This is a genomic window from Candidatus Pantoea multigeneris (assembly GCF_011752615.1).
GTDB classification, from domain to species: domain Bacteria; phylum Pseudomonadota; class Gammaproteobacteria; order Enterobacterales; family Enterobacteriaceae; genus Pantoea; species Pantoea multigeneris.
Window position 1 is genome coordinate 1,074,594 of sequence record NZ_VWXF01000001.1, and the last position, 15,150, is coordinate 1,089,743.

Sequence of the window (15,150 nt, forward strand, 5' to 3'; positions counted from 1 at the left end):
CTGGCCTGCATCATAAAACACAGAAAAAAACACAAAAACCAGAAAGGCAGTCTAAAATTTCCAAATGCGTTAATAAAACTGGACATAGTCGTTATGAGTGAGCATAAAAATGCAGTTCAAAGCAATGATGAAGAGGTTGATTTAAATGAAAAAATTGAATTAATTCCAGACCTTGAAGTTCTGGAGCTTTCACGGCATGGCTTCTCAAGCTACCCAGAAACATACGCAAAAAAATTACAGGAAAGATTGTCAGCCATTCAGCACAGAGAGAGGCTATTTAATTCAACTTCCGGCACCTACGAAGCCCTCCCTCAAGAACCTGGCAGCATGAGTTTATGGCACTCTGAAGCCGCACGGACGATTTATCATACCAATGTTAATGCCGCTACCCTGTTGCTTGAGCGTGCAGGCAGTAGAGTCATGAGTATGGCGGATAGCTATATTAACCTCCCTTTATTAAGCTTATCTAAAATTGCTTATCAATTGTATGACATAGTTAAGCAAGGGAGTTATGGGTGGAAAACAGTTATAGATTGTGCCTGGCAGGCTATGAATGCACTGCCTATAATTGCCACACACACTGACTTAATCCCGGCATTTATTCGTTTGTATACCTCATATTTACCCACATTTATAAGAGAAATATTACTTCTGATAAGCAGTAGCTTACAAACTGTAATGAATGCTTTACCAGACATCCCGATACACTATTATGCGATTACATTTCTTATTACGGTTGCCATAGATTATACGATGTCAGGAAGAAACATTCCTTTGCCAGACACTGAGATTGGTAAAAAACTAATCACACTACCGTATTTTTATGATATCTACGAAAAAACAAAAGCCTATGCCGGAATGTTAGTTTCTCTGTTACCAAAATCCATTGCTGACTTCTCTGATTCGGTGTTGTTTATGCTCTATGAGTCTGTCACACCGGAGATGGTAAACAAAGTAGATATTGAGCAACGGGATGGCGTTACCGTATGGAATTTACGTCAACTCGTTGATGTCAAAAAAACCAGCACTGTTGGTCAAAGTTTACTTCCTAATGGTCAAAATCAAAGTGAGGGTGTAATAACAAAATCATTTTCGCAAAAAGAAACCTTTCAGGGTAATGCTTTTGATTTGGATCAACCTATTCAATCACCAATAAGAAAAGATAATGGTAGTGTAAACCCTCCAGATGATACAAGCTCAAACAGGATATTAGCCCATACGCCACATGATATTCAAATAACGCCGGTGATGAATAAGCTCCTGCGTGAGGGAAGACCGTTTAAAGGGGTGAGTATCAGAGCAGTGCCTCAAGGCAATGATTTTGTAGTGGAATATAAATCCTGGCTATCTGATGTATCAGGAAAAAAAATCACAGAGAGTCAACTTTGGTATGAAACACTAACCTCAACACAAATTACAGAATTAAACAAAAACTTATCAAATCCAGAGGGAAATATAAAAAGCAATGTGGGAAATGGATTTATCACCAAAGGGGTTAATAAGGCCAGTGAATTTATGGTTAATAGTTTACCCAGTGAGAGTTTAGTTAATCATCCTTATGAAATTAGTAGTTCAATTTATAATAGCGCACTATCTGCGGCAATAAACCTCGATAATAAATTATCTTTTATCCTCCAAAAGTTCACACTTTATAATCCGGTAGATGCCAGACCTCAGGGGCAATCACCAGGCGCACAGGCATCTGAAAGTGTTCGAGGTGATATATCACTCCCTATGGAATATGAACCAGAAAAAATAGATATAGAATTAAATGGCAACACTGAAACCTATTACTTACTAGAAAGTACAGGGGCTTTTAAACATTTTATTAAAACAGAGGGTGATGATATTTATCAATGGACATTTTACCCATCCCCTTTATCAAAAGACACTTGGTATATTTACTTATACAGCACACAGGAAAATAAATACACCCCTGACGCATTGAGAGTATCTATATCCAGCAACAACAGATACTGGGAGGATAAGTCAGGCAATGTTCAGCAAAGAAGTTTAGCTGATCGCGTAAGGGATCATAGGGAGAAGGTTAATTTAGAAGGTCATGCATACGATTTAGATCCTACTATTTCAGACGTGATAAAAATAACAAAGCTCGGACCTGAAAAAGAATACATCCTAGTAGAAAACTCAAGTCCAGAGCTAATTTATTTTAATACAAAAGAAAGTCATTTTATCGACATGACAGGATTTACCAATACAGCTATTCTTGAAATGAATGACGCTTACTTTGGCACACATAGTAAAATTCATAGTCATGCTCATGCTGAAGATGTATTACTTCACGCAGAAAATAGAATGGTCCGCTTTGCATTACATGCTGGGGTTGAAAACAGTAAAGTAATAGACATGGCTGAAGTTGCCACAAAGAGTACGACAAAAAACATCCTTCCACTAACACGCTACTATATGCTTTACATAGATTTTTTACATTATTTTGATTATTCTTATGAATTATTTAAGCAAGAGAATTTACTACCCGAAAACTTCCCTTTTACTTTGAATTACAAAAGAACATTATATTACTGGTTAGCCATTAGCAATAAATTATACACTCAAATTCAGAGCATGAACGAGATGCTTAATAATCACCCAGTAATTAAATATGGAAATATAGAAGTACCATCACTAAGTTTTTATAATAGCTTTATGGATAATGAATTAAAAAGATGGAAAGACGGACTATCTCCAGAAATGGAGGCCTATAATGCGCTTATCAGAGACATTAGTAACATTTTATCTGAAAACAATCAACAATATGGAACAAACATAACCGTCACAGAAAATATGACGAGTGAAGAGATATTGTCAACAGGAATTCAAAGGCTAAGAATCTTTGCACAACATGCAGGTGTGTCAACTGAGGGGATTATTGACATAAAAGAAATCTCCGAAAAAACCGCAGACCCTTCACTTTTAAGTAATTATGATTCATTTAAATATGCGGCAATGATCATTAGAGATATGGATTATCATCTAAAAAAATCTTTATCGTCTTTTAAACAGGAACACAACTTACCGAACAACTTTCTAAATGATGAAAGATATTTCCCTGCTGCTTTATACTGGAAAGAAATTAGCCGTAAACTACTATCACAATCCTCAGAATCAATAAAAAATCTTGCAACTAACCCAGTATTGAAAATAGCTAAACTTAGTCTGCCAAACATGGAAAAATACGAATCCGCATTCGGCGAAACAGGGCAATATGGTAACATTCTCAAAGCGGTGATATCTGCACCTTCAGACAAGTTTCTCAATGCCCTGAATGCATCTTCTGATGGAAAAGATATCAGTTTTGACGAGTATTTCTCGGATCAAATTAAAGCAGTAAATTTAAAAAATGATGATGATCGTAAAACTCGTTTAAAAAAATTAAATTTATTCCTGATGCTGGACAGTGTCAGAAATGTTGCGCAAAAAATCGCTAAAGAAATAGCATTCTGGATCAAAATTGAAGACAATAAAGCTGCAAGCTTCCCATTAACTTCATTGATTATTTTACGCTGGTATGTTCAGGACAAAATCCCAGACAATGAAAATTATTTTCTGGATATCTGGTTAAATCATTTAACAAGACCATATAATTCCCCTGCTGCAGATGATGTTGTTTCCGAGGTTGGCACACCGGAATCAATGACAATAGCTGATACGCATACATTCAGGACGCTATTCAAAATTGCTTATAATGCGTATATTCACGGTTCTTATTTCAAAAATAAAGATAAATTTTCTTCCTACACCGAGGATTCGCTTAATGACCCATGGAAAAGTAACATATCAGACAATCAGCTTAAAGCTATTATACCCTCAGATAATGACGATCCTCATATTTTATCCCAGCTTATGCTTGAACCACTATGTGCACTATTACAGAACAATGCCAAATCTTTAGATCAGGCAAATATCATGATATCAGCCTGGCTGACTAAAAAAAGCACACTTGAAAACTTTTCCAAAATATTTAAACATACAATCTCAAATGGCGAGAGCGCGTGGTATTTATTAAGAAGGATAGTATCCATTGATCATAAAAAGAAAGCATTCCCTATGCAACCTGACGAGCCAGGTTTATTCTCTATTGATATTAACCTTGAACAACTTAGCATACCTGCTTTGACAAATATATATAAATATCCGTACTCAGACCGGATGAAAAACTTAATCGCACTTGTTGTTCTAACTAAAGAATTCTATAACCCTCATATTAATTCTGACATCTCATTATCACCATCAGTCTCAAAAGAAAAATCGCCCACCATCATAGAAGAAACCTTTTTAAAACACCCAGAGTTAAGCGATGAAGTAGAAGAGACCAATCTAAAATCACTCAGAGATGAAAAAATCAAAACTGCTCCTGGCAAATCTCTTGCATCCTGGCTACTTGATCTATCAGGGCTTAGTGAAAGTGAAATGGTTACTTTTCCTGATAACTGGAAGAATATTGAATCTCTTTATCAGATTATGCAGGCATCACCTGAATTTCGTTCAACAGCAGGAACCCTGAAGTTTTTACCTAACAATATTACAAATAAAGATGTCATTGATTACTCACAAAAAAACCCAGAAATTGATAACATTTCTTATTGGATGACCAGCCAAGGCCTTACCGGTGGTCAGCATGCCTGGCTTTTACTCGATACCGTGCTAAATTCTGTCTGGTCACAAATTAAAACTCACTGGTCATTTGATGATAAGTACAGTTACTCCTCAGCCTTAAATTTTAAAAATGAGGCTTTAAGTTCACTCGAAAGCACATTAATTTCAGGAAATCTTGTAGATAATAAATCCCATGCAGAAATAATTTCTCAACTTTTACTTCAGCGCCACCGCCCAGAGCTTTTCCTTTCTGATATAGATCGATTTAAAGAAGATTACTCTTTATCTATTGCGGGAATGACACTACGTTATACAGCAAAAATCCTTGAAGAAATTTCTCCTCGAAGTACACTAGGGATGTCTACTCAGGATATTTTTGCGAAGTATTACTTGTTAGATAAAAGCCATCATATTAACCCTGATAAAATGGGGTCACCTCTTAGCCACTTACAAGAAACAGTAGTTTCTGCGCCTGGTGAAGCGCAGTCATCAGAAGCAAGTCAGTCAAATAATTTGCAACTTCTTTCAGGATTCATTTTTAGGATTGAAAATGAAAGCCTGGCAAAGAGATGGAAAGAAAATAACGCAACTGACTTTTTTGAAACAACTGGCAAGGCAGAGAGTTTGTTTGCAGAACAATTTGAGACGTTTCAGGATGATAAGGCAGATTTTCCGGATATCTATGAAATCGCTAAAACTTTAATTCCGGGTTCAGAAGATGAGGTCCAGGCGGAAACTATCGTAGATAGCCCCGTTTCTTTAGATGGTAATGTTATAGCATCCGGATATCAGTTACCACTAAAAAGATATGATGCCATACTATCTGGTAGCAATATTTTAAATGAAAATTCACGTTCAAATAACAGAATGTTAAAAAATAAAGTTATAAATGAATTTCAAACTCAATCCAATGTGTTTATAAAAAAACACCATCCATTTATGAACTCCCAGATTAAATTCCTGGTGAATGCTTTTCCTGTAGAAACCCTTGAGTTAATAAAGAATAGAAGATGGCGGCTTTATCGACCACGCCAGCGCAACGCTGTTCTCTTAGCTAACGGCATTTATGCGATTCTTGAGATTGAACAAACAAACAAGGATAATATTTTTTATAATATAATAAAGGAAGATACTGGCACATTGAAGTTTGTACGTGGAGCATCTGGTGACAATGTGGATATTGCCTACTTATCTGCGATTTACAGGAAATCAATTTCAGCCATCGCGTTACTCAGCCCATGGACAGCACCGTCAGAAATTCGTAAAATAATATACCAAACTGAGAGTCCAAATCGAGACAAGCTCGGTGATTTAGATCTCAATAAAATGTCTCAATGGGTTAATTTAATCCCATCGGTTCTTGGCCTGAGTCCGGATGAATGGGTCGAGGCTAAACCTCATGCGCCTCTGTCTGCTTTTAATCCCGCATCATCCTCTTATCGGCTTGCTGAACAAATCACCCCGGCCGTGTGGGACACCCCACTCCAGGAGGAAGTGAATTATCAGATCCAAAATTCAGGAAAAATACCTACGGAAAGATCATCAGAAGCATCAAGGCCTACCAGTTGGACAGACTGGCTCCCATTCTATTCTTACTTTAAAACACATCCTGATGACCGCACGATCTGGGATGAGTTAGGATTAATTCTGGACTCAACCATTTTTATTCCTTTTGTAAAAGCAGCAGCGGTAAGTGCCAAGTTTGCCGCTAAGGCAATGCAACATAGTGTTTATCGTGGACTCACACATTTTCTGAAATCCGGCGGATTTTCCGCCGGAAGAGGCATGTTAACGCTTTATGGGAAAGGTACTGCTAATCAGCACCTGAAAAATATTATGTCACAGGCAGTACAATCCGTGGGACATGCCACCTCCGATAGTGCTCTACAGCAAGGGATGAAGCTGGCAGCAAAAACTATGGGTTACGGCATAGCCGATACAGTTCTCAACGCTGCTCCAGTACCGCTTCCCTCAGCTAAAACATTCAAATCTCTGGGCGATAAGCTAGTTAATGCACTGAGAAAGGATACTGATGCTATGAATCTTATCGGGAGAATCGATGATTTAGCCCCCTTGTTTGGAGGAAAAAATAGCATTGCCTCTGACAAGGCCACTAAAGCCGTAATTGAACTGGCGGATGCTGCTGAACACTCAGCACTGGCGAAAAAATCACCGCTATCTGAAATGAAGTTAGAAAATATTGATATTTGTAATAGCAGGGGAAGGCGTCAAACAGGTTGTATTAGATTTAACACGAAAATTGAAGATTACGGCACAGACGCTATGCGCGTCAGAAATCAGGCCTTATATAACGAGATTCTGATTCCTGATGAACAAGCCGCCGGAAGAGTAATGGTACACGACTGGCGGAAGTATCGCCTGGTTGAGGATGCTAATGCACCTGGTTTTTCTCGCGCTGCATACGCCCCAGACGTTGGTGCAGGAGAAATTGTGACTGCTCGGGAGACTGTAGAGGGTAGTTTGAAAGTTGACCATACGTTCGGTAAGTTATCCGCCGAGACTGATGATTTACTTGATTTAAATACTATCCCTGTTCATATTAAAAGCATTACCCACCAGGTTGATGATGAGAGAATTTTACGTGGCTCTGTTGGATACTACGGAGGGAATCAACGCATAGTTATTATTAACCCGATGCCGGGACTATTTTACTATGCTACTTTTATACATCACGGCTCGCCTTATTACAGAAAATCGCAAATAGCCAATGATCTTATAAGCGGGGAACTGGAAAATCAGATACTTACATTTCAACGAATGGATGTGGCTTGGAACACCCATGCTAACCCACATAGAACACCCCATTCTGCCTGGGTAAAATATCATATCGATCTCTTCAGTAATCTTTCAAATAACAAGAAGCCACCTTCATCCAGAGACCTTATATTGCTTATGGCAGACGCGGACGTCAGAAAAAATCTGAATGCTCGCGGAGTCAGCGATGGAATTATTAGCTCAATCGTCCGCCAGTATCCGTATAACTATAACTATCATTTAAACAATTTGCTTACTGACACTATCGCGCAGAGTTTACCTATACCGCGTCCGCCACTTAATGTATCAATGCCGTCTAAAAAACTTCCTCCGCTTCCCACTTCAATGAGGACTGCCAGCCAAAAAAATGAATGGCTCGGAAGAGAATCTTACTATTTAGTCATCAATAGCTTTGAGTCATCGGGAATTAAAAATGCAAATCAAAAGTTAACGGTCGCAACAAGTCCCCGATTCCGGACTTTTGATGCAGTGGACGCTCGACGCCAGTCTGCTGCACACCCGTTGGTGAGTTATCTCTACGATTATGACAAATATCACGAGGGTTACACCGGCTATTTCGACACTATTTTACGCCTTGGGGCCGGGAACTGTGACCAAATGGCGGCTGCAGCCGCAAAATTAATAAATGATGCTGGGGGGATAGCACAAACATGGGCCATGCCTCGTGCACATACCTTTACCGTAGTCGGAGATGTTGATTTTAGCAGGCTAACTTCAGAGACAGTATCAATACGGCGACCTGATGGTTCTGTGTTCCCGGATAAACAGTACAGTCACCCAGATTTTAGTGCCGATATGTGGAAAGATAACTATATCGTAGACCCCTGGATTGGCTGGCATGGCCCAGCTCAAGATTATGACCAGGCATTTGAAAGAATCATGCAGAAATGGCATGACGAGGGTCGATTTATTTCCTTTAAGCCTGACAATCGCGATTATGGGTTTTACCCTGCAACCGATCCTGAGTGGCTGGAACGTACTCGTGCCCCTCGTCAGCCAGGATATGTCCCCACAGAGGCTAGCTGGAGGCGAAATCCTGTCGCAATGCCTCCTCCGGCGCCTGATGGCAATAATCCAGCTGTTGGCAATAATCCAGCTGTTGGAAATAATCAAGTAGTTGTTGATATCCCCGAGGATTAGAACTGTCAACCCTGTAAAGGGGCAGCAACTGCCCCTTATTAGCTTAATCCAGCTTCACACCCAGACGATGGGCAACTTCTTCGTAGGCTTCAACCACGCCACCCAGGCTTTGACGGAAACGGTCTTTGTCCATTTTCGCCATGGTCTCTTTATCCCACAGGCGGGCGCCGTCTGGAGAGAACTCATCACCCAGCACCACTTCGCCATTGAACAGACCGAACTCCAGCTTGAAGTCCACCAGAATCAGGCCTGCATCATCAAACAGTTTGCTCAACACGTCGTTGGCTTTGAAGGTCAGTTCCTGCATACGTGCCAGGTTTGCCTTGCTTACCCAACCAAAGGTTTCGCAGTAAGATTCATTGACCATTGGGTCATGTTTCTCATCATCTTTCAGGAACAGGTCAAACAGCGGTGGATTGAGCACAATGCCCTCTTCCACGCCCAGACGTTTAACCAAAGAACCCGCAGCACGGTTACGCACCACACACTCAACCGGCACCATCTCCAGCTTCTTCACCAGCGCTTCATTGTCAGACAGCAATGCTTCCATCTGAGTCGGGATGCCAGCTTCCTGCAGTTTGGTCATGATAAAGTGGTTGAACTTGTTGTTGACCATACCTTTGCGATCAAACTGTTCGATTCGCGCGCCGTCACCTGCTGACGTATCGTTACGGAATTCGAGTACCAGTAGATCCGGATTGTCGGTGCTGTATACGGTTTTCGCTTTACCGCGATACAACTCAGCTCGCTTTTGCATCTTGTTAACTCCAGACATGAAATAACGGGTGGAAAGCAGAGGACGACCGCCAGACGCAATCGTTTACCTTGCCGGGCGCTATTATGCCAAATTCTGAAAAAAAAGGCCGGAAGAATTCCGGCCTGACGTGATTTATTTATTGAATGCGCCCTGGAACACTGCCACCAGCGCATCATTTTGCGACTGAGTGAGCACGTGGCCCTTCGGATCGATGAACTGTAGGCTACTGCGATTGTTGAGATCGCCCACCTGCAGTTTATAGTCACCGTTTGGCAACTCTGGGTCTTTCGCACCAATCGCATCCCATGCACCGCTGCCTGGGTTTTTATAAGTAGCGGTCAGGCTACCCTGCGAACGGTTGTCATCTTTCACTGTCATGCCAGCACGTTGCAGTGCCGCTGGCAGGCGCTGCCAGGTGGCATTAAATGGCGCACGCAGCACCAGTTGTGGCAGACCGGTATCATCGGCACCACTCTGCACATCAATCTGACCTACCGCGCGGCTGGCTGCGTTCTGCGAAGCGGTATCGATCTTGTCCAGACCGTTACTGATCGCGTTCAGCATCTGTGCGGTATAACGCTGGAGCTGTACCGGTGAAGTCACCGGCTGGCCTGACTGTTGCAGTTCCAGTAAACGTACGGTCAGCACCTGCTCATAGCTCTGCGACTTCACGCTCAACTGATAACGACCACGGTATTGCTGGTCTTCATCAGCGCGGTTCCACTGCACCCAGTCGGTGGTCAGCTGCTGTGCGCCATCGTTACGCTGCGCGATCGGGAAATTATTGGCCTGCACCACGCCCACAACTTGCTGCCAGACGGCACCACGGTTGTTTTCCAGGCTCAGTACGCCAGTGTTGCCCGAGAACTGAGCACGCGTCCCGTTAACCAGTGCCAGCGGCTGAGCTGGTGGACGGATATCTAACTGCTTACCAACAAAGCCTTTGCTGCTGGTATGCGGTACATCATAAGCCCCGTTTTGCACCGGCAAAATCAATCCTGCGGGTGCTTTCAGATCTTGCAGCTGTGCCGCCTGTAAATAGGCCTCATCGCCATTGACCTGACGCTTATAGCGCTGATCGCTGGAACAGGCTGACAGTAACATCAACGTTGACAGGCCCACCACGGTGGCCACTGCTGACCGCTTTACTGAAAAATTCATTCAAACTCCCTACTTACCGCAGACCCGCTTTAATTAGCGCTTGCTCAACGGTTACCGCGCCATTGCTGGTCAGCGGCGTCATTGGCAGACGCAGCGTGTCATTCGCGATTAATCCTAGCTGTTTTGCAGCCCATTTCACCGGAACAGGATTAGGCTCACAGAAAAGTGACTTATGCAGATGCATCAGTCGCTGATTCAGGCGGCGTGCTTCCGCGAAGTTCCCCTGTTGCGCGAGCGCAACCAGTTCAACCATTTCGCGTGCTGCAATGTTGGCAGTGACCGAAATCACCCCTTTGCCGCCCAGTTGCATGAAATCAAGTGCTGTTGCGTCATCACCGCTCACCAGCGCGAAGTCATCACCAACCAGCTCTTGGATCTGGGTAGCGCGGGATAAGTTCCCGGTTGCTTCCTTAATTCCGATAATATTTTTGATTTCAGCCAAACGTGCCACGGTCTCTGGCAGTAGATCACAGCCAGTACGTGCCGGGACATTGTACAGCATCTGCGGCAGATCGGTGTTCTCAGCAATGGTTTTGAAGTGCTGATACAGCCCTTCCTGAGATGGGCGGTTGTAATAAGGTGTTACCGTCAGGCAACCTACTACACCACTGTTTTCGAACTGTTTGGTAAGCGCGATACCTTCTGCTGTCGCATTTGCGCCAGTGCCGGCAATCACCGGAATGCGGCCATCGGCCAGTTCCAGCGTAGTCAGAACGACTTTTACGTGCTCATCATGGCTGAGGGTTGCGGATTCACCGGTGGTTCCTACAGAAACAATCGCTGCGGTGCCGCTCGCGATGTGATACTCAATCAGGTTTTTCAAGCTCGCACGGTCGACATTACCTTTGTCGTCCATCGGCGTAATTACTGCAACAATACTTCCCGTGAACATTGGCGATCCCCTCAATAACAAGTTCTTCATGGTAAGGTTTAGTTTCACAGAAAAGCAAGGGAGCCACACCATTCCTGCGCTTGTCAGCAGTTTTTTTTATGTTTACCTTATGGTTATTAGCGAATGAAAAGGAAATGAGAATTTGTCACCCCATCAGCCGCACCATTTGGTGATCACCGCACTCGGTGTTGACCGTCCGGGCATCGTGAATACGATCACCCGCCACGTCAGCAGCTGCGGTTGCAACATCGAAGACAGCCGCCTTGCCATGCTCGGGGATGAGTTCACTTTCATTATGCTGCTCTCCGGGAGCTGGAATGCCATCACGCTGATCGAGTCCACCCTGCCCCTCAAAGGCGCAGAGCTTGAACTGCTGATTGTCATGAAGCGCACCAAGGCTGAAGCCCGTCCAGCGATGCCAGATACCGTGTGGGTCGAGGTTGAACTCCCGGACTCACCGCACATCATTGAGCGCTTTACCGATCTGTTTGATAAACACCAGATGAACGTTGCAGAGCTGGCCTCACGTATCAGCCCGTCTCCGCATAGCCCAACGCTGTTTATTCAGATGACAGCACACTGCACCGCCAGCGCGGATATTACCGGTTTTGAATCGGCATTTTCCCTGTTATGTCAGGAAATTAACGCCAAGGGGCAGTTGCGTCGTTACCGAGTTGATGAGAATACTGCGGTCGGGCATTCCCGCACGCACCGCTGAAGAGTATCATCCCGTTGCGCATACTCGCGCGGGATGGTGAATTTCGACAGCATAAAGAACAAAATGGAGAGAGGTTATGAATCCACTGAAAGCCGGTGATACCGCACCGAAATTTAGTTTGCCCGATCAGGACGGCGAACAAGTAAATTTGGCCGACTTCCAGGGACAGCGCGTTCTGGTGTATTTCTATCCAAAGGCGATGACACCAGGTTGCACCGTTCAGGCTTGCGGCCTGCGCGATAACATGGATGGTTTGAAAAAAGCAGGCGTTGAAGTTCTGGGCATCAGTACCGATAAGCCAGAAAAGCTGTCGCGCTTTGCGGAGAAAGAGCTGCTGAACTTTACGCTGCTCTCAGATGAAGATCATCAGGTATGCGAACAATTTGGTATCTGGGGCGAGAAGACCTTTATGGGCAAAACCTATGACGGGATTCACCGCATCAGCTTCCTGATTGGCAAGGATGGCAAGGTTGAGAAGGTATTTGATGACTTCAAAACCTCCAACCACCACGACATCGTGCTCGACTACCTGCAGTCTGCCTGATTGTCGCTCTCCGGCATCACTGCCGGAGAGTCTTCCCCTACGATTTGGCTATCATCACACAGTTACGCCCTGCGCCTTTCGCCTGATAAAGTGCCGCATCTGCCTGCTTCAACACCCTCTCCAGCGGCTGGCTATCACCAGACCAACGTGCCACCCCGACCGATAACGTGATATGGCCGACTTCACCAATTGGCATTTCCGCCATACTACGACGAATACGTTGTGCCAGCTTTTCGGCCTCGTCCAGTGCGGTATCAGGCAGGATCATGAGAAACTCCTCGCCGCCGCTACGGCAAACCACATCACTGTGACGCGCATTGCGACGCAAGCTGTGTGCCACCTGACGAATCACTTCATCCCCTACATCGTGACCCCAGTTGTCATTGACGCGCTTGAAGTGGTCAATATCCAGGGCCAGTACCGCAAACGGCTGCTGTAGCGAACGGAAGTAATCCAGCATTATGCCGAGGCCACGGCGGTTGAGCAGTTCCGTAAGGGGATCGGTTTGTACCTCGGATTTCAGGCGGCCGATTTTATCCTGCATCAGGCCAATCCCGGTCAACAGCGCCCGTTTCACCTGCGCCGCTTCAAAGTACCAGGCGCGCACGGTGCCAATCTCTTTCTCAACCCCTTGCACGTCCATCAGGCTGGCTTTGCGTGCCAACGACCACAGCGGCAGCGCAATCAAACGTGCCAGCAACACCGCCACGAGCAGCGTGAGCAACGCGAACGGCACCGAATGTTTTAACACCCGCATTAACAGACCCGCCACCGGCTCCAGCGTCACCGCCGTCGGCTTAAGTGCCACGACCATCCAACCGGTGGTAGGGACCAGCGCATATCCCGCCAGCTGAGGCTCATCACCCGGCAACGTCAACTGCATTGAACCACTGCTCTGTTGTCGCCGCTCGCCAGTCAGCATCGTCGGAAGATAACTTCCCACGCGCTGGGGATTCTGGTGATAAAGCACCTGATTATGGCTGTCCAGCACGTAGACATTAGTACCATCACGGTAGAACTGCTCGCCCAACAGAGTATTAAGAATACTTTTCTTTTTCAGATAGATACTTCCGCCCACGTAGCCGAGATAATGCCCGTCGCTGCGCCTGACAGGCCAGGAGACAAACACAATCAGATTGTTCGAGGCGGAGATGCTGGGCTGGCTAACCAGCGGCTTTCGTTGACTCAACGCCTCACGGGACGAGGTGCTGCTGAGTTTCATCCCCTTCAGCATCAGTGATTCCGGCGAAATGGCTTTGACCACCCCGCTGGCATCCACCACCGCCACGGAGTTAAAGCTGCTGGTCTGCGTGCGTAGGCGATCCACTTCCTGTTGTAACAGCCGGGGGTTATCAAAGTCCTGCGCCAGCAAGCTGGCACTGTAGTGCAGCTGCGACTGCGCCAGCTGGAAAAAGATTTCGCTGGTATTGGCCAGTTTGGCAGCATAAGCCCGGTTTGCCTCCAGCGTGTTGTCAATCAGCACCATGCGCTGTACCCGCCAGGTGGCGTACATCGCGTTAGCCAACGTAATGACAATACTGATAATAGCCAGCAGTGCGATCAGCGTGCGCAGATCGGTTTTTAGGCGAAGTCGCATCATTGCCCGCGCGCCAAAGAAAAATGACCCATATGGAGTGCCTGATATCGTTGTTATAAAGTGAGGTATGTTGTCCTGGTGTATCAGGCCAGATTGTACACGGCGCAGCGAAAATCAGCACCTGTGGGAAGACGATCATAGAGGAACAGGAAGAGGCGTTCGCCGCACAACACTGGCCCGGCGAACAGACAGATTACAACATCAGCAGTGCATAGCCCTGGTTTTCCAGGGTTGCCACGGTGGTACCGCTGGAGATCGTGTGCGTAATACGCGTATCGATCCACTCCCGTTGCAGATGTTCAAACGCGACAGATTGATCGCACACGGTTATCTTAACGCCCGCTTTCTCTAACTCATCAATCAGCGGTAAATTTGGATTATCCATCTTATAGGCTTTCTGATATTGCGCATCGGTCAGCCCGGCTAAAACACCGCTGCCATTCATGGACACCACAAAATCAAGCTTATTCAGAGGAACACCTGCCGCAGAATAGAGATTTACCATTCGCGCCACACGTTCAAGACTAATATTCGGCCGACTCAAATCGCCGTCATATTTATTTATCTGAAAGACCACTTTATTACTTACGCCGGATACAGTACCCGGCTTATACGCTGGGGTATCAACGTAGTGAATTTTACCGTATCCGGCAATCGCCGGTGTGATCCAGAAGCCCGCTGGCTCAGGCGTTGCTTGTGTCAGGTGCGTGGCGGCTTGATCATACCAGCCTCCGGCCTGAACCACACCAGCACCGACGGCACCACCAATAATCGCAATAAGGGCATATGAAAGTACAGACCGCATTATGTAGTCACTCCAGCACGAGAATTAAATATCCGTTTAAAATATACAGCTAATCTATATGACATCCGATAAAAAAATAAGTCGCGTTCTTCTGATAAAACACCACTGTACTGAGATTACTCC

General features: G+C 45.1%; 8 protein-coding genes. 3 read left to right on the forward strand and 5 right to left on the reverse strand.

Annotated features, from left to right (window positions below; translation table 11 throughout):
• Positions 1-93 precede the first annotated feature (93 nt).
• Positions 94-8,553 carry a hypothetical protein gene (locus tag F3J40_RS04995; RefSeq protein ID WP_167012804.1) on the forward strand — a complete coding sequence of 2,820 codons (8,460 nt, stop codon included), beginning with the start codon at positions 94-96 and terminating at the stop codon, positions 8,551-8,553.
• A 43-nt stretch (positions 8,554-8,596) separates the two neighbouring features.
• On the opposite strand, the gene purC is transcribed toward F3J40_RS04995, so the two are convergent.
• The 3 genes from purC to dapA form a co-directional block, all read right to left on the reverse strand.
• Positions 8,597-9,310: a phosphoribosylaminoimidazolesuccinocarboxamide synthase gene (gene purC, locus F3J40_RS05000; RefSeq protein WP_167012805.1), complete on the reverse strand. Its 714-nt coding sequence runs from the start codon at positions 9,308-9,310 to the stop codon at positions 8,597-8,599.
• A 132-nt stretch (positions 9,311-9,442) separates the two neighbouring features.
• Complete coding sequence (bamC, locus tag F3J40_RS05005) at positions 9,443-10,471, reverse strand: outer membrane protein assembly factor BamC (RefSeq protein ID WP_167012806.1); 1,029 nt, start codon at positions 10,469-10,471, stop codon at positions 9,443-9,445.
• A 13-nt stretch (positions 10,472-10,484) separates the two neighbouring features.
• Positions 10,485-11,363 (reverse strand): 4-hydroxy-tetrahydrodipicolinate synthase, encoded by an 879-nt coding sequence (gene dapA / locus F3J40_RS05010; protein WP_167012807.1) that lies wholly within the window; start codon positions 11,361-11,363, stop codon positions 10,485-10,487.
• 142 nt (positions 11,364-11,505) lie between these two features.
• Here dapA and F3J40_RS05015 point away from each other — a divergent pair, with 142 nt between their 5' ends.
• Together F3J40_RS05015 and bcp are read left to right on the forward strand one after the other, a co-directional pair.
• Complete coding sequence (locus tag F3J40_RS05015) at positions 11,506-12,081, forward strand: glycine cleavage system transcriptional repressor (RefSeq protein ID WP_167012808.1); 576 nt, start codon at positions 11,506-11,508, stop codon at positions 12,079-12,081.
• 76 nt (positions 12,082-12,157) lie between these two features.
• Entirely contained in the window at positions 12,158-12,625 is a 468-nt protein-coding gene (gene bcp, locus F3J40_RS05020) for a thioredoxin-dependent thiol peroxidase (RefSeq protein WP_017347727.1), read from the forward strand.
• A gap of 37 nt (positions 12,626-12,662) precedes the next feature.
• Here bcp and F3J40_RS05025 read toward each other — a convergent pair whose 3' ends face one another.
• Together F3J40_RS05025 and F3J40_RS05030 are read right to left on the reverse strand one after the other, a co-directional pair.
• On the reverse strand, positions 12,663-14,225 hold the full coding sequence (locus F3J40_RS05025; protein ID WP_167012809.1) for a sensor domain-containing diguanylate cyclase: 1,563 nt from the start codon (positions 14,223-14,225) through the stop codon (positions 12,663-12,665).
• 190 nt (positions 14,226-14,415) lie between these two features.
• On the reverse strand, positions 14,416-15,027 hold the full coding sequence (locus F3J40_RS05030; protein ID WP_167012810.1) for a DsrE family protein: 612 nt from the start codon (positions 15,025-15,027) through the stop codon (positions 14,416-14,418).
• Positions 15,028-15,150 lie beyond the last annotated feature (123 nt).